The sequence below is a fragment of the Nitratireductor aquibiodomus NL21 = JCM 21793 genome, assembly GCF_000615975.1.
GTDB classification, from domain to species: domain Bacteria; phylum Pseudomonadota; class Alphaproteobacteria; order Rhizobiales; family Rhizobiaceae; genus Nitratireductor; species Nitratireductor aquibiodomus.
The window spans coordinates 1-16,123 of sequence record NZ_BAMP01000024.1 but is presented as its reverse complement, the minus strand read 5'-3'; the positions used below and the strand labels follow the sequence as shown (position 1 = coordinate 16,123).

General features: G+C 61.4%; 13 protein-coding genes and 4 pseudogenes. 8 read left to right on the top strand and 9 right to left on the bottom strand.

Annotated features, from left to right (window positions below):
- Positions 1 to 112 precede the first annotated feature (112 nt).
- The 5 genes and pseudogenes from JCM21793_RS09005 to JCM21793_RS24970 all read right to left on the bottom strand — a co-directional run bounded on the left by JCM21793_RS09005 (position 113) and on the right by JCM21793_RS24970 (position 5,041).
- Positions 113 to 1,600 (bottom strand): M81 family metallopeptidase, encoded by a 1,488-nt coding sequence (locus tag JCM21793_RS09005; protein ID WP_025030164.1) that lies wholly within the window; start codon positions 1,598 to 1,600, stop codon positions 113 to 115.
- 24 nt (positions 1,601 to 1,624) lie between these two features.
- Positions 1,625 to 1,990: a RidA family protein gene (locus JCM21793_RS09000; RefSeq protein ID WP_007007194.1), complete on the bottom strand. Its 366-nt coding sequence runs from the start codon at positions 1,988 to 1,990 to the stop codon at positions 1,625 to 1,627.
- Between the two features lie 26 nt (positions 1,991 to 2,016).
- On the bottom strand, positions 2,017 to 2,841 hold the full coding sequence (locus tag JCM21793_RS08995; protein WP_007007193.1) for a carbohydrate ABC transporter permease: 825 nt from the start codon (positions 2,839 to 2,841) through the stop codon (positions 2,017 to 2,019).
- Complete coding sequence (locus JCM21793_RS08990) at positions 2,838 to 3,713, bottom strand: carbohydrate ABC transporter permease (RefSeq protein WP_007007192.1); 876 nt, start codon at positions 3,711 to 3,713, stop codon at positions 2,838 to 2,840. The genes JCM21793_RS08995 and JCM21793_RS08990 overlap by 4 nt, the downstream gene beginning before the upstream one ends.
- Positions 3,714 to 3,809: 96 nt before the next feature.
- Positions 3,810 to 5,041 (bottom strand): annotated as a pseudogene (locus JCM21793_RS24970) (ABC transporter substrate-binding protein).
- Positions 5,042 to 5,326: 285 nt separating this feature from the next.
- Here JCM21793_RS24970 and JCM21793_RS24965 point away from each other — a divergent pair.
- The 5 genes and pseudogenes from JCM21793_RS24965 to JCM21793_RS08960 all read left to right on the top strand — a co-directional run bounded on the left by JCM21793_RS24965 (position 5,327) and on the right by JCM21793_RS08960 (position 9,652).
- Positions 5,327 to 6,083 (top strand): annotated as a pseudogene (locus JCM21793_RS24965) (SDR family NAD(P)-dependent oxidoreductase).
- 11 nt (positions 6,084 to 6,094) lie between these two features.
- The gene (locus tag JCM21793_RS08975; RefSeq protein ID WP_007007189.1) at positions 6,095 to 7,162 is read left to right on the top strand and encodes an ABC transporter ATP-binding protein; all 1,068 of its coding nucleotides are present in this window, start codon (positions 6,095 to 6,097) and stop codon (positions 7,160 to 7,162) included.
- Positions 7,163 to 7,164: 2 nt separating this feature from the next.
- Entirely contained in the window at positions 7,165 to 8,076 is a 912-nt protein-coding gene (locus JCM21793_RS08970; RefSeq protein ID WP_007007188.1) for a MurR/RpiR family transcriptional regulator, read from the top strand.
- Between the two features lie 4 nt (positions 8,077 to 8,080).
- Complete coding sequence (locus tag JCM21793_RS08965) at positions 8,081 to 9,139, top strand: D-TA family PLP-dependent enzyme (RefSeq protein WP_025030163.1); 1,059 nt, start codon at positions 8,081 to 8,083, stop codon at positions 9,137 to 9,139.
- A 27-nt stretch (positions 9,140 to 9,166) separates the two neighbouring features.
- The gene (locus JCM21793_RS08960; RefSeq protein ID WP_025030162.1) at positions 9,167 to 9,652 is read left to right on the top strand and encodes a hypothetical protein; all 486 of its coding nucleotides are present in this window, start codon (positions 9,167 to 9,169) and stop codon (positions 9,650 to 9,652) included.
- Between the two features lie 3 nt (positions 9,653 to 9,655).
- On the opposite strand, the gene JCM21793_RS08955 is transcribed toward JCM21793_RS08960, so the two are convergent.
- The 4 genes and pseudogenes from JCM21793_RS08955 to ugpB form a co-directional block, all read right to left on the bottom strand.
- A complete protein-coding gene (locus JCM21793_RS08955) occupies positions 9,656 to 10,729 on the bottom strand; it encodes a sn-glycerol-3-phosphate import ATP-binding protein UgpC (protein ID WP_025030161.1) in 1,074 nt (357 codons plus the stop codon).
- Positions 10,730 to 10,745: 16 nt separating this feature from the next.
- Complete coding sequence (gene ugpE / locus JCM21793_RS08950; RefSeq protein WP_007007185.1) at positions 10,746 to 11,582, bottom strand: sn-glycerol-3-phosphate ABC transporter permease UgpE; 837 nt, start codon at positions 11,580 to 11,582, stop codon at positions 10,746 to 10,748.
- Positions 11,583 to 11,595: 13 nt separating this feature from the next.
- Entirely contained in the window at positions 11,596 to 12,477 is an 882-nt protein-coding gene (gene ugpA / locus JCM21793_RS08945; protein ID WP_007007184.1) for a sn-glycerol-3-phosphate ABC transporter permease UgpA, read from the bottom strand.
- A 61-nt stretch (positions 12,478 to 12,538) separates the two neighbouring features.
- A pseudogene (gene ugpB, locus JCM21793_RS24960) lies at positions 12,539 to 13,859 on the bottom strand (sn-glycerol-3-phosphate ABC transporter substrate-binding protein UgpB).
- 214 nt (positions 13,860 to 14,073) lie between these two features.
- On the opposite strand from ugpB, the pseudogene JCM21793_RS24955 reads away from it, so the two are divergent.
- From JCM21793_RS24955 to JCM21793_RS08925, 3 genes and pseudogenes are all read left to right on the top strand, one after another.
- Positions 14,074 to 14,711 (top strand): annotated as a pseudogene (locus tag JCM21793_RS24955) (lysophospholipid acyltransferase family protein).
- A complete protein-coding gene (locus JCM21793_RS08930; RefSeq protein WP_007007181.1) occupies positions 14,711 to 15,661 on the top strand; it encodes a phosphatidate cytidylyltransferase in 951 nt (316 codons plus the stop codon). The pseudogene JCM21793_RS24955 and the gene JCM21793_RS08930 overlap by 1 nt, the downstream one beginning before the upstream one ends.
- On the top strand, positions 15,658 to 16,044 hold the full coding sequence (locus tag JCM21793_RS08925) for a hypothetical protein (protein WP_025030160.1): 387 nt from the start codon (positions 15,658 to 15,660) through the stop codon (positions 16,042 to 16,044). The genes JCM21793_RS08930 and JCM21793_RS08925 overlap by 4 nt, the downstream gene beginning before the upstream one ends.
- The last annotated feature ends 79 nt before the right edge of the window (positions 16,045 to 16,123 follow it).

Sequence of the window (16,123 nt, the reverse complement as noted above, 5' to 3'; positions counted from 1 at the left end):
TCTCCGTTTCTGACAATTCCAGGCGGGAAACCAGTTTCCACGCTTCCTGGAATTGCTTTTTGGTTCGACGGTTCTTTCTAGCCGCCGTTATGGAGACACGCTTTGCGATGGGTCAAAGAGGCATCGCGTTTTCCCGATCGAAGATGTCTTCGGCGATGGGCCAGATCGGGCGCGCGAGCTTCCTGTAGCCGGCCGTCTTCGGGTTGTTCGGGTAGCAACCCTCCACCGCCGCATAGACGATCTCTTCTGCAATGGGGGCGAAGCCCGCATGGAAATGATTGGTCGACTTGACCAGAAGCACCTGTTTTTCGAGCGGATCGACACCGAGATTGGAGAAGATGTCGGGCTCGAAGGTCTGGGTGCGATTGGTGTTGAGCACGATGTCGATTTCGGTGCCGACAAGCCGAACCACCGCGGCAGGGCCGAGCGTGACGCGGCTTGTGCCAAAGGTCTGCCAGCCTTCCCCAGCCAGCTTGCGGATCTCGAATGACCCGTCGAACGGCGTGCCGCTGGCGGCGTTTGCCTTTCCGCCAATGCGCATGTCGAGAATCGTGCCCTCGCCCGCGCCATGCGCAAAGCCGACGGCCTGCGGGTCCCAGATGGTGGCAACACCTGCACGTATGATGCCGCTTTGAACGAGCGCATGCAGGAGAACGGTGTTGTCGCCCGCCGTGCCGCCGCCGGGATTGTCCCACATGTCGGCGATGACGAGTGGCTTGCCACCTGCACCGCCGGCCCTCGCCCTAGCGATGGCATCTGCGGCGGGGAGGCTTTTCATGGCGGTCATGCCGCGCATGCCGCGCACTTCCTGCCCGATCTTTTCGGCCAGCGCCGCACCTTTCTCCGGCACATTGTCGGTGACGACCATGACCTGTGTGCCAAGCTCGGGCACATCACCCGCCATGAAGCCGTGGATGAGCGAGACGGAGAGAATGCCCTCCCTGCCCTGCAGTGCCTTCATACGGTCCACGAAGGAGCGCATGGGCTCGCGGCTTGTCGGGAAGACGTCGATCATGCGGCAGTCGAAGGTGGAGATAACCGGGCGGATTTCGCCGCGCGTGGCACGCAGGGCGAGATCCACCACATGCTCGGCACGTTCGAGAAAATCGGTGTGGGGGAATTCGAGAAAGGCGGCGAGGATGTTCGCCGCCGCAACGCGCTTCGCCGTCAGATGGCTGTGCGGGTCGAGCTCGGCGGCGACGATCACCTCCGGGCCGACGATCTCGCGCACACGGGCGAGAAGATCGCCCTCGCAATCGTCGAGCCCGCGCGCGACCATTGCGCCGTGCAGGCCAAGCACCACACAGTCCACCGGCATGGCGTCACGCAACTGATCCAGAATCTCATCGCGCAGCGCCTCATAGACATCGAGCCGGACATAGCCGCCCGGCTCCGCCCAGGTGGCAGTGCCCTCGATCAGGGTGAAACCCTCTTCCCGCGCCCGCCGCCGCAAAACCGGGATGGGCGCCGAACAGAGCGTCGGAGTCTCGGGGTGCTCCCCCGGCCCGGCATAAAACGCCATCTCGAAATCCCCGCGATCGGTCGGGATCGGCGAGAAGGTGTTGGTTTCGGTGGCGAGCGAGGCGGTAAAGACACGCATGCGATGAGGTTCCGGCTTTATGGATCAGAGCGGCTTGTAGGCGACGGCCTCGACTTCGATCTTGATGTCGATCATCAGCCGCGATTCAACCGTGGTGCGCGCCGGCGGGTTCTTGGGAAAGTACTTGCCGTAAACTGCATTGAACGGGCCGAAATCGCGTGCGTCTTCCAGCCAGACGGTCGTTTTCACCACATCGTCGAGTGTGCAGCCGGCGAGCGCCAGCGCCGCCTTGACGTTTTCCATCACCTGCCCGGTCTGCTCGGTGATGCCACCCTTGACGACAACGCCATCGGCACCCACCGGAACCTGGCCGGAGATGTAGACGAAATCGCCGGCGCGTACGGCGGGGGAAAGCGGCACATGGGAGGTGCCGAAGCACTGCTTGGTCATGAATATACTCCGTTCCTGGAATTGCTTTATTTCACCGCACCGATGGCCAGGCCGCGCACCAGATAGCGCTGCAACCAGGCAAAGATGACGGCGACGGGGATCGTGGCGACAAAGGTGGCCGCCATGACATGGTGCCACTCGACCGTGTAGCGGCCGGCGACGAGAGAGAAAATCTGGATCGGCAGCGTGTAGCTTTCCTGACGCCGCAGCATGGTGAGCGCGATGACGAACTCGTTCCACGCATTGATGAAGGAGAAGATGGCGGTGACCGTCATCGCAGGAAGGGCGAGCGGCAGGAACACCATCACCAGCGCCTTTGCCGGGCTCGCGCCCTCGATCCACGCGGCCTCTTCCAGATCCTTCGGAATGGTAGAGAAATAGCTCTGCAGCATCCACACGGTGAAAGCGACATTGAACGCACCATAGACGAAGACGATGGAGTTCACATTGTCGAGCAGGCCGAGCCACACCACCAGCCGGAACAGGCCGATGACAAGCACGATGGGCGAGAGCATCTGCGTGACGAGCAGGAACTGGCGGAAAAAGCCCTGCCCCCTGAAGCGGAAACGGCTCATGGCGTAAGCCGCTGGAATGGAGACCGCGAGCGCCAGAACGGTCGACAGCACCGAGACATAGATCGAATTCCAGAGCGCGGTGCCGAAATTGGTGACGGCCCACATGTCTATGAAATTCCGCCATGCCGCCTCACGCGGCCACCAGGTTGGCGACAGCACCTCGTTGGCCGGCTTGATCGCAGTGATGAACATCACGGCAAACGGAAACAGGATCAGCACAATGAGCGGTGACAGCAGCGCCCAGTAGAGAAGCGATTTCTTCAGTTTGGGGTTCATGTCCGCTCCCTGCGCATGGCCAGCGCGACATAGAGGATGGTGAAGACCAGAAGCAGCGCGAACATCATCACCGACAGGGCGGACGCCTCGCCCAGTTTGCCGAAGCGGAAACCGAGCTTGTAGAGATAGGTAACAAGAATATCGGTCGAGTTGGCGGGCCCGCCCTGCGTGGTCGCCCAGATGATCGGGAATGAATTGAACACATAGATCATGTTGAGCACGATCGAGATATTCAAAAACGGCTTCATCAGTGGCAGGGTGATCTCGCGGAAGGTCTGCCAGCGCGATGCACCTTCAAGCTTCGCCGCCTCATAAAGATCGTCGGGAATGGATGAGAGGCCGCCGAGAAAGATGGTTGTCGTGAACGGGATCGTGACCAGAATGCCGATCATGATCTGCACCGGGAAGGCGGTCGAAGCGCGGGCAAGCCACTGGATGTTCTGATCGATCAGGCCAATGTTCTGCAGCCCCGAATTGAGCATGCCGCTCTCGCCATTCAGCGCCCAGCGCCAGACGATGGCGGTCATGGTGAGCGACACGGCCCAGGGCAACATGACGATGACGCGCGCAAGTGAGCGGCCATAGAAATCCTCGTTGAGGATCATGGCGACGGGCACGGAAACGATGAGTGTGCCGAACACGATGCCGCCGGTCCAGATGAAGGTGCGCCAGAGCGCGCCCAGAAAATCCGGATCGGTGAAGACGGCGACATAGTTTTCGACGCCGTTGAAACCACGCAGCTGGCCGAAGCGGTTGACGTCGTTGAGTGAAATCGTGCCGAGCTGGTAAAGCGGCCACAGGATGATGAACGCGGCGAGAAGAAACCCCGGCAGGATCAGAAGATAGGGATTTGTCAGGGGCGAGCGGATCATGGTCCCGTCACGGTTGTCCGGCGCCTTGCCGGATGGACGTCAGGAGAAGCATGCGCGGTTTCTCGCCGCGCATGTCTGTTTCACCGGATTTTTGGCCTACTGACCAAGAATGCCATTGATCTCCCCAGCGGCGGCATCGAGCGTTGCCTTGGGCTCGCCATTGCCGAGATAGATGGTCTGCACCGCATCCGACGTGGTGGCGGCGATCTCCTCCCAGCCTGCAATGACCGGGGCAAAGCGCGCGTCCGGCAGAAGCCCCGTGAAGGCTTTCAGGTCGGCATTGTCGGCAAAAGCCGGCTGCGCCGCGACCTCCGGATTGACCGGCAGGAAACCCTCGCCCGAAGTGAACTTCGCGCGCCATTCGGTGGTGAAGAGCTGGTCGAGGAATTTCCAGGCCATCTCCTTGTTCTCTGAGTTCTCGAACATGATGATGGAATCGGTCACGCCATAAGTGCCGCGGTCTCCATCCGGTCCCGCCGGAATGGCAGCAACACCATATTCGAGATCGGGCGCTTCTTCCTTGATCTGGTTCGAGAGGAACGGCGCGGTGATCATCATGCCGACCTTGCCCTGCTTGAACAGGTTCTGCACATCCTCGCGGTTATAGGAGGTGACACCGGGCTGCGTCGCGCCGGAATCGATCAGCGATTTGTACATCTCCGCAGCCTTGTAGCCGGCATCGCTATCGAGGCCGGATGTGCCGTCCTCCTCAACAAGCTGGCCGCCATAGGCCCAGAAAGCGTAGTAGAAATAGACGTCGGTCTCGATCTCCTTGCCCTGAAGGCCGAAGCCGGCAATGTCGTCACCCAGCGCACCGATTTTCTTGGCCGCTTCGGCAAGCTCGTCCCATGTGTCGGGAACCTCGCGATGCCGGCCTGCTCGAACAGTGCCTTGTTGTAGTACATGGCGCGGGCCGACGCGGCGATGGGCAGACCATAGGTCTTTTCCTGCATCACGGAGGGCTCGAGGAAGACCGGGAAGAACCGGTCCCTGAAGTCCTGTGTCATGTAATCGTCCAGCGGCGCAGCGATGCCCTGATCGACAAAGTCGATCAGCCAGCGTGTGCCGATGATCGACAGATCGGCATTGGCGCCGCCGGAAATGTCGGTGGTCAGCTTCTGCAGAAGCACATCCCAGGGCACCACCTCGATCTGGATATCGGAGCCGGGATTGGCCTCTTCGAATGCCTTGGCGGCCTCTTCGAAATAGGGGCCGGTTTTGGAGCTGTATTCAGCCACGGTGACGCGCACGGTCTCGGCCTGCACCCACCCAGCCATGGATAGAAGCGCGGCACCGGCGACGGTGGCTTTCAATGCGGTCCTGTTCATTCCTGTCTCCCTGTTCCTCTCTCGGGTTCCTGATGCGTGCCCGGTGAAGGGCACCTGCGCCTTGACTGTTCTTGCGGATTGCCGCATGGCGCGAGCAGCGATCTTTCGTGTAATTTTTTTACAGAAATTGGAAATAAGCAAGTGAAATCACACATTCATGTTGCTAAATTACGATTTATCGGCAAATCTTTGGCTGCCGGCCTGTGTTTCAGGCAGCGCCAGATTGCTGGAAAGAACGAAGAGACCCCACGAAAGCGGGCGGATGAGGGGAAGAACGGGAGCGCAATGATCGATCTCAATGGTCACAGAACTGTCGTGACGGGTGCGGCCGGTGGCATCGGCCGGGCCATGGTGGACGTCCTTTCGGGGTTTGGCGCCTTTGTGGTCGCATGCGATCTAGAGGAAGCCGACCTGTCTTTTGACGGAGTTGGAGAGGCCCAACGCTTTGACCTGCTGGACGACAGTGCGGTCGAAGCGGCGGTCAGGCGCATCTGCGATGGGGGCGTTCCGGATGCCGTGATCTCCAACGCCGGCTGGACGCGTGCCGAAACGCTGGACGATGTGACGCCCAAGGCGCTCTCCCATGAACTGGATCTCAACCTGCGCAGCGCGGCGCGGCTTTCACAGGCTTTCCTGCCTGCCATGCGCGCAGGCCGAAAGGAGGCGGCCTTCGTGTTCATTTCCTCGATCAACGCGCTTTCGCACTATGGCAACCCCGCCTATGCGGCAGCCAAGGCCGGCTGATCGCCTGGATGCGCGCCATCGCCACGGAGGAAGGCAGACACGGCATCCGCGCCAATGCGATTACGCCGGGTTCGGTGCGCACCATGGCCTGGGATCACCGCATCGAACGCGACCCGGGCATCTTAGCAAGGTGCGGCAGCTCTATCCGCTGGGGCGCATGGTTGAGCCTGTGGAAGTGGCGCGCGCTGCCGCGTTCCTCGCCTCCCCGCTTGCAAGCGGCATCACCGGCACGGTGCTTCCAGTGGATGCGGGCATTTCCGCCGGGAACCTGCCCTTTCTTGAACAGATAGCCGGCTGAGGAGACCCTTCATGGCAGAGCTGAAACTGAAGGACATTTCCAAGCGCTACGGTTCGCTGACCGTGATCGAGAAACTCTCACTGGCGATTGACGATGGCGAATTCGTGGTTCTGGTCGGGCCGTCTGGCTGCGGCAAGTCGACCTTACTGCGCATGATTGCCGGGCTGGAGCCGATCACCGGCGGAGACCTCGTCATTGGCGGCGCACGCGCCAACGACGTGCCACCCCAGAAGCGCGACACCTCCATGGTGTTCCAGTCCTATGCGCTCTTCCCGCATATGAGCGTTCGCGAGAACATCAGCTTCGGGCCGCGTGTGCGCGGCGAACCGAAAGACGAGACCGAGCGGCGCATCCGCAAGGCGGCGGAAATTCTCAATCTCGATGCCTATCTCGACCGCAAGCCGGGCCAGCTCTCCGGCGGCCAGCGCCAGCGCGTCGCCATGGGCCGGGCCATCGTTCGCGATCCGAAAGTGTTTCTCTTCGATGAGCCGCTTTCGAACCTCGATGCGAAACTGCGCATCCAGATGCGTACCGAGATCAAGGCGCTGCACCAGAAGCTTGGCACGACCATCGTCTATGTGACGCATGACCAGATCGAGGCTATGACCATGGCCGACCGGATCGTTGTCATGAATGGCGGCAACATCGAGCAGGTGGGCACACCGCTGGAACTCTACGACCGGCCCGCCAACACCTTCGTTGCCGGCTTCATCGGCTCGCCGGCGATGAGCTTTCTGCAAGCTGAAACGGGCATGGTGGGCGCGACACCGGTGGCGGTGCTTCAGGATGGGACGAGCCTCCCCATCGCGCAGGGGTTCGGCCATGAGACCGTGACGGTTGGCATTCGCCCCGAATCCTATCAAAGGGACCCGGAAGGGCCGCTGAAACTCCATGTCGAAGTCGTGGAGCCGACCGGCCCGGAGATCCATGTGTTCGGCACCATTGCCGGAGAAGACGTGCGCGTCGTGCTGCGTGACAGGGAATTGCCGAAACCGGGGGAAACGCTGGCGCTTTCCGTGCCGGTCGAACATGTGCATTTGTTTGACCACGATGGCGGACAAAGGCTGGAGGCGCACTGATCATGGACAAGCGCGTGCCCGATGACAGCGAACGCACGGTCGATATCATCGCCCGGTTGCAGGATCGCCTTGAGCGCGGGCGCGGCGCAGAAATCCGCCTGGTGGAGAGCATTCTGGCCGATCCGCAACTTGCCGCCCATGCGCCGATCGCGCAGATCGCCGAGCGCGCAGGCGTGAGCGAGCCGACCATCACGCGGCTGGCGCGGGCGCTGGGGTTTCCCGGCACGCGGGAGATGCGGTTTCATCTGGCGCAGGCGCTCGCCATTGGTGGCGCCTATCTGCGCGAGCCGAGCGCACCGGTGGAAGAATTGCCACTCTCCGGACAGGTGGTGGCCAAGGTTGCCTCGGGCGCCCATGCCGCGCTCGACCTCATGTCGATGGCGCTCGCAGACATTGATCTTGAGCCCATGGCGAAAGAGATCAGCCGCGCGAGCCAGATCCTTGTCTATGGCACGGGCGGCAGCTCTTCCTTTGCAGCGGTGGAATTGCAAAACAGGCTCTTCCGGCTCGGGCTCCATGTCACCGCTCACACCGACCCGCAGCTCCAGCGCATGAGCGCCTCCGTGCTGGAGCCCAAGGCGGTGGTGATCGGCTTTTCCGTTTCGGGGCAGGCCGCCTCGGTGATGGATGCGGTGACGATTGCCCGGCAATATGGCGCGCGCGCCTTTGTCGTGACCACACCCAATTCGCCGCTGGCCGCTGCCGGCGACGACATTCTGCCGCTCACCTTCAAGGAGGACGGCAATCTCTACAAGCCGTCCTCCATGCGCTATGCGCTGCTCTCGGCGGTGGACATGATCGCCATGGCGACGGCGCTCACGCTCGGCAAGAAGGTGCTGGAGCCGCTCCGGCGGGTGCGCCACAGCCTGGCGAGCCAGAACATCAAGAACCCCAACCTGCCCATCGGAGACTGATGCCTTGCGCATTCTCGACCTTGAAACGCCCGCCGTGGTGATCGACCTTGCGAAGGTCAGGGCAAACCTTGCCCGCGCGCAGTCCCATGCAGACGCTCATGGGCTGAAACTGCGCCCGCACATCAAGACCCACAAACTGCCCCTGTTCGCGAAAATGCAGTGCGAAATGGGGGCGACCGGCATCACCTGTCAGAAGGTGGGCGAGGCCGAAGTGATGGCCGATGCGGGGCTGACCGATATCTTCATTCCCTACAACATTCTGGGCACTGCCAGGCTCGACCGGCTTCTGGCCCTGCACAAACGTGTGAAGCTAACGGTGACGGCGGACAGCGCGGTGACGATTGCCGGCTATGCCGGGCATTTCACCGATCCCGGCCATCCCCTCCCCGTGCTCGTGGAATGCGACACAGGCATGGGCCGTTGCGGCGTGCAGACGGTGGAAGAAGTCGTTTCGCTGGCGAAACAGATCGATGCAGCACCGGGGTTGCGCTTCGAAGGGCTGATGACCTATCCGCCGCGCGGCGAACCGGAAAAGGTGGAGCGTTGGCTGGCCGATGCCATCGCCGCGCTCAAGGAGAGCGGGCTGGCGGTCAACACGGTTTCCAATGGCGGATCGCCCGATTTTTACCAGGCTCAGAAGATCACCAGCGCCACCGAACACCGGCCCGGCACCTATATCTATTCCGACCGCATGCAGGTGGCTTTCGGTCATGGCACGCTGGAAGACTGCGCGCTGACAGTGCTGGCCACGGTGGTGAGCCGGCCCACGGAAAACCGCGCGATCATCGATGCCGGCTCCAAGGCGCTTGCCGCCGACACGGCACCCGTTCCCGGCCATGGGCACATCGTGGAGTATCCCGATGCGGTAATCGCCTCGCTTAGCGAGGAGCACGGCATTGTCGACCTTTCGAACTGTGCGACGAAGCCTGAGATCGGGGAGAAACTACGCATTATTCCCAATCATGTCTGCCCGGTGTCGAACCTTTACGACGTGGTGAACCTCGTCGATGGCGACCGCGTGACCGAAACGGTTCCGGTGGCCGCACGCGGCCGCCTGACCTGAGAACCAGTCATTCCGAGGAACAAGCAAATGACCTATGACAAGAACCCCTTCCCTGAAGGCGATGCCGACCGTCACTATCTCTGGGAGATGCTGGTGCGGCGCGACATCGACGCGTTTCTCGCGCAGGACTGGTCGATGGTGGAAGGGGATTTTGCCGAGGACCGGTTCTTTGGCATGCATGCGCATTTCCTCAACGACGCGGATTCCTGGCGGCTCCAGTTTCCCGATGTTAAAACCTATCGCGACGAATGGCTGCGTCAGGGCAGGGAAACGGCGGCAACGGAGTTTGCCGAGCCGCTGCGCGATGCGCTCTTCCGCGTGACGAACATGCGCGACATCGACATCGATGGCGACCGCGCCGTGCTGCACAAGAAATTCAACGGCAGTGTTGCCAAGGCCGATGGCAGCGTCGACCGGCTGAACTGGCAGACGCTCTATTTCTGCGCCAGGATCGACGGGCGCTGGAAGATCACCGGCTTTGTCGGCTACATGCCGCATCCGCTGGGCGGCTGAGGCTCAAACGCGTTTGCCCGTCTCCGCATCGAAGAGATGGGTCATATCCTTCTGGACGGTCAATGGCAGTGTGTCGCCGGGCGCGACCCTGGCGCTGCCGGGAAGCCGGGCAATCAGCTCACCGCCGGCACCATTGGCGCCTGACAGCGTGCCGTGGGCCAGTGTGTCGGCTCCCAGCGTCTCCACCGCCGTGACGGAAAGGTTGAGCGTCGCCTCTTTCGCCGCGGCGATCTGCAGGTGCTCGGGACGCACGCCGAAGAGCAGCGGACGGCCGGTCTCGGCCGGCTTCGTGTCGAGCGCTAGTTTTCCACCGCCCTCCAGCACGAAGTCGGAGCCTGAAACGCTTCCCTTCAAAATGTTCATCGCCGGGGATCCGATGAAGCCCGCAACGAAGCGTGTCGCGGGGCGTTCATAGACGGCCATCGGGGTGTCGATCTGTTCGGCAATGCCGGCATTCATGACCACGAGCCGGTCGGCGAGCGTCATCGCCTCCACCTGATCATGCGTCACGTAAAGCGCGGTGGTGCCGACCGAGCGCTGCATCTGCTTGATCTCAAGCCGCATCTGCACGCGCAGCTTCGCATCGAGATTGGACAGTGGCTCATCGAACAGGAACACGGCCGGGTTGCGCACGAGCGCACGGCCCATAGCAACACGCTGCCGCTGCCCCCCGGAAAGCGCGCGCGGCTTGCGGTCGAGATAGGGTTCGAGCTGCAGCATGGCGGCGGCCTGATCGACCCGCTGGCGGATTTCGTCCTTCGTCTTGCCGGCGATCTTCAGACCATAGGCCATGTTGTCGAAGACCGACATATGCGGATAGAGCGCATAGTTCTGGAACACCATGGCGATGTCGCGCTCGCGCGGCTCCAGATCGTTGACGACACGCCCGCCGATTTCCATCGTGCCGGCGGTGATGCGCTCAAGACCGGCCACCATGCGCAGGAGTGTGGACTTGCCGCAGCCGGACGGGCCGACAATGACGATGAATTCGCCATCGGCCACATCCAGACTCACACCATGGATGACCTCGGTCTTGCCGTAGGATTTGCGAACGTCGCGTATGGAAATCGTCGCCATGCCGACTTCGGTCCTTCTATTTTTCTGTCTCGACAAGGCCTTTGACGAAAAGGCGCTGCATGAAGATCACCACCGCCACCGGCGGCAGAACGGCCAGCGTCGCCGCCGCCATGGTCACGGGCCAGTTGCCGTAGTCGTCGGCGGTCGGCATCATCTGTTTCAGACCCATCACGATGGTATTCATTTCCGGCCTGGTGGTGATGAGAAGCGGCCAGAGGAACTGGTTCCACCCATAGATGAACAGGATCACGAAAAGCGCTGCAATATTGGTCACCGAGAGCGGCAGCAGAATATCCTTGAAGAAGCGCAGCGGCCCCGCGCCATCGACGCGCGCGGCCTCGACGAGTTCATCCGGCACGGTCATGAAAAACTGGCGGAACAGGAAGGTGGCGGTCGCCGAGGCGATCAGCGGCAGGATCAGGCCGGTGTAGGAATTGAGCATGCCGAGCGAAGCCACGACCTCATAGGTCGGCACGATGCGCACCTCGACCGGCAACATCAGCGTCATGAAAATCGCCCAGAAAGCGAACATGCGAAACGGAAAGCGGAAATAGACGATCGCATAGGCCGACAGGATCGAAATGGCGATCTTGCCGATGGCAATGCCCATGGCCATGACAAAGGAGTTGAACAGCATGCGCCCCACCGGCGCGGTGATGCCGGAAGTGAGCGCTTCGCTGTAATTGTCGATGAAATGCGGCCCCGGCACCAGCGGCATGGGCGGGCGGATGATTTCGAAATGCGTCAGCGTCGAGCCGACAAAAGTGAGGTAGATCGGGAAGCAGACAATGGCGATGCCGATGATCAGCACCGCATGCATCAGGATCGTACCAAAGCCCTGTTTTTCAACCATGCTCCGCCCCCCCTCAATAGTGCACGCGCCGCTCGATGAAGCGGAACTGGATGACGGTCAGGATGCCCACAACAACCATGAGGATGACGGACTGGGCGGCGGAGGAACCAAGGTCCTGCCCCACGAACCCGTCAGAGTAGACCTTGTAGACCAGGATGGTGGTGGACTGGCCCGGCCCGCCGGACGTCATCGTGTGGATGATGCCGAAGGTCTCGAAGAAGGCGTAGACGATGTTGACCACCAGCAGGAAGAACGTGGTGGGCGACAGAAGCGGGAAGATGATGGTGCGGAAGCGGTGCCATTTGCCCGCGCCATCAATGGCCGCCGCCTCGATCAGGCTTTTGGGGATCGCCTGCAGGCCGGCCAGGAAAAACAGGAAATTGTAGCTGATCTGCTTCCATGCGGCGGCGAGAATGACCAGCGTCATCGCCTGACCGCCATCAAGCACGGGGTTCCAGTCGATCCCAACGGCCTTCATGTAGAAAGCGATCACCCCAATGGAGGGCTGGAACATGAAGAGCCACATCACACCGGCAACGGCAGGGGCCACAGCATAGGGCCATATGAGCAGTGTCTTGTATGCCCCCGCCCCCTTGATAACCTGATCGGCCATCACGGCAAAGAGCAGCGCGACCGACATGGAAACCAGCGTCACAAAGAAGGTGAAGACGGCGGTGGTGACGAAGGACTGAAGATAGTACCGGTCGTTGAAGAGATATTCGAAATTCGAAAACCAGACGAAGCGCGCTCCAAGCCCAAACGGATCGGGCAGAAGCAGGGACTGGTAGAGGGCCTGCGCGGCGGGCCAGAAGAAGAAAACAATCGTAACCACCAGCTGCGGTGTCAGCAGCAAGTATGGCAACAACCGGTTGTCGAAAGTGACGCGCTTTTCCATGGGCCGACCAGATGATGCGGGGCCGGCACATGCCATGCCGGCCCCCGCGGAGTTGACGGGATTAACGCGTCGACTGTTCGAAGCGGCGCAGGAGCTCGTTGCCGCGGCTCACGGCCTCGTCGAGCGCAGCCTTGGCGTCTTTCTGACCCTGCCACACGGCTTCCAGCTCCTCATCGATGATCGCGCGGATCTGGTCGAAATTGCCAAGACGGATGCCCTTGGAATTCTCCGTCGGAGCCTTGCCGGTCATCTGCAGGATAGCGACGTCGGTGCCGGGGTTCTCGTTGTAGAAGCCCTGCTCCTTGGTCAGGTCGTAGGCGGCGGTCGTGATCGGCAGATAGCCGGTATCCTGGTGCCACTGAGCCTGCACTTCAGCGCTGGAAAGATAGTTCAGAAATGCAGCAACGCCGGCATATTCCTCGGCCTCGTGGCCCGACATGACCCACAGCGAAGCGCCACCGATGATGGTGTTGTAGGGCGCGCCTTCCGCCTCCGGCCAGTAAGGCAGGTTGGTCACGGTGAAGGGGAAGTCCGCCTCGGCCTTCACGCCGGCGTAACCGGCCGACGATTCGGTGAACATGGCGCACTCGCCCGAGCGGAAACGCGCACCGCCCTCATTGCGGCGGCCCGAATAGCTGAAGAGGCCATCCTTCGCCCACGCACCCATCTTGTCGATGTGCTTCACCTGCAGGTCACCATTGAAGGCGAGCTCGGTGTTGGTGCCGGCAAACCCGTTGGCTTCGGTGGCGAAGGGCGCGTTGTGATAGGCGCTCAGATTCTCGAGATGAACCCATGACTGCCAGGCTGTGGTGAGCGGGCATTCAGAGCCAGCTTCCTTGAGCTTGACGAGGATTTCCTCAACTTCCGGCCAGGTGGCAGGCTTCGCCTCGGGGTCGAGACCGGCCTCCTCAAGCGCGTTCTTGTTGATGTAAAGAACGGGCGTCGAGGAGTTGTAGGGCAGCGACAGCATTTCGCCATCGGTGTTGGTGTAGTAGCCGGCAACCGGAGCAAGGTAGGCGCTCGGGTCGAACTCGGCTCGGCCTCGGCCATCACTTCATAGACCGGCTTGATCGCGCCCTTGGCAGCCATCATCGTGGCCGTGCCGACCTCGAACACCTGCAGTATGTGCGGCTGCTCGCCGGCGCGGAAGGCGGCGATGCCGGCATTCAGGGCTTCCGAGTAGTTGCCTTGAGCGTGGCAACGACTTCATAATCATCCTGACTGGCGTTGAAATCAGAGACCTGCTTTTCCAGAAGTTCACCAAGACGACCGGTAAAGGCATGCCAGAACTGGACCTGGGTCTGCGCCTGTGCGACGCCGACCATTGCCGGAAGCGCCACAGTCAACGCTGTGGCTGCGGAAAGCATTGCGCGAAGTTTCATGTTTCATCTCCCTGTAGCGTCGAACGCCGGTTTAGGACCGGTCTCTATTGGTCGGCTATTGTTACGGTTGGATGACAGCATCTGCAGAATGCATTGTCCATACCTTTTCCGTTATAGAAATTTCATGCCGGGGTCATGTTTTGACGCGGTTGGCCTTGTTCACGGCGGTCCTATACAAGGGCAGGAATCGAATCGGTTCAGGGCTTGAGAGACAATGGCAATCATAGCGCGTCTGGCAGCGGGTGCGATTACGCTGTTCGCACGCTTCATCACCGCCGTGCGGGCCGACTGGGAGGGCATTGAGCCTGTCCCGCGGCAACGGGTCTATTTTGCCAACCATGTCAGCCACGGAGACTTTATCCTGCTGTGGACAGTTCTGCCTGCCCGCATGCGCCGGCAAACCCGACCGGTGGCCGGCGCAGACTACTGGCTGAAATCCCCCACGCGCCGTTTCATCGGCCGAGACGTATTCAATGCAGTGCTGATCGACAGGAACCGCGACACGCGCGCAAGCGATCCCATAGGCAGATGGCCGACGCGCTCGATGGAGGCGCTTCCCTCATCATCTTTCCCGAAGGCACGCGCAATGAAACCGATGCCGCTCTTCTTCCTTTCAAGAGCGGAATCTTTCATCTCGCAAAAGCGCGGCCCGACGTGGATTTCGTGCCGGTCTGGATCGACAATCTGAACCGCGTCATGCCCAAGGGAGAGTTCGTTCCCGTGCCGCTTATCTGCACGGTTACCTTCGGTGCGCCGTTGCGTGTCGGCAAAGACGAAGCCAAGGACGCTTTCCTCACCCGCGCGCGCAACGCGCTCTTATCCCTGTCCGGCGTCAAACAAGGGAACGCGTGATGACCGAGCACCAGATCGATCTTCTGAAACTGCTTGGCGGACTTGCCGCCGTTCTCGTTGCCGCCTCGCTTGTGGGTCATCTCCTCCAGCGCAGGCTTTCACCCGACGGGTCCAATGCCGTCGTCGAAAACCTCAACGACCGGGTAAACGCCTGGTGGGTGATGATCATCCTGATGGGCGGTGCGCTGCTCTTCGGCCGGATGGGTGCGATCCTTCTCTTCGGCTTCGCCTCCTTCGCTGCCTTGCGCGAATTCGTGACGCTGACCGACACGCGGCGCGGTGATCACTGGGCGCTCGCTTCCGCCTTCTTCCTCGTGCTGCCGCTTCAATACTATCTCGTCTATATCGACTGGTATGGGCTCTATTCGATCCTCGTACCGGTCTACGCATTTCTCCTGATGCCCATCGTCTCGGCACTGCGGGGCGACACGGATCATTTCCTTGTGCGGGTCGCGGAAGTGCAATGGGCGCTGATGATCTGCGTTTTCTGCGTTTCCCATGTGCCGGCACTGCTCACGCTGCAGATCCCCGGCTATGAAGGGCGCAACCTGCTCCTGATCGCCTTCCTGGTGGTCGTCGTGCAGTCGAGCGACGTGCTGCAATATGTCTGGGGCAAGCTCATCGGGCGCACCAAAATCGCGCCGAAGCTCTCTCCATCGAAGACGGTGGAGGGGTTTGTCGGCGGTGCACTGAGCGCCACACTCGTCGGTGCGGCCCTCTTCTGGATGACGCCGTTCACGCCAGTTCAGGCGGGACTGCTGTCCTTTGTCATCGTGCTCATGGGCTTTTTCGGCGGGCTCGTCATGTCGGCCATCAAGCGCGACCGTGGCGTGAAGGACTGGGGACACCTGATCGCCGGCCATGGCGGCTTCATCGATCGGCTGGATTCGGTGATCTTCTCGGCCCCCATCTTCTTCCACCTCGTGCGCTACTGGTGGTCTCTTACATGAAAACGGCGCTGGCCCGGCTGGCGAAAAGCAGCGCCGTGCACATGGGTTTTGCGTTTCTCGCCATGGGCGTGTGGGCGGTGTTTGCCAACCGGGGTCACGCAATGCCCGACCCATTGCTGGCAGGCGTCGTTCAGGGGAGCCTCTCGGCCTGCATAACCCTTTTCCTCAAGCGGTTCATCGAAACGCTGGTGACGCGCCATGAGGGGCTTTCCGGCCTCGTTCTGCCTCCGTTTTACGCAGGCCTCACCTCGCTGACCCTTCTCTACGCCATCCACAGCCTTGCCGGGACGCCCGAAATTCTGGCAACGATCACCGTACCGTTGACGGTCGCAACATCCTATGCGGCCCTCTACACCTACACCCTATGGAGTGCCCGACCGTGAGCGAGACCGAAAACCGCCGCCCATTGGCCAGCCGCGACACCGGCTGGGCCCACACCGTGACGCGCTGGCTGGCCGCGAC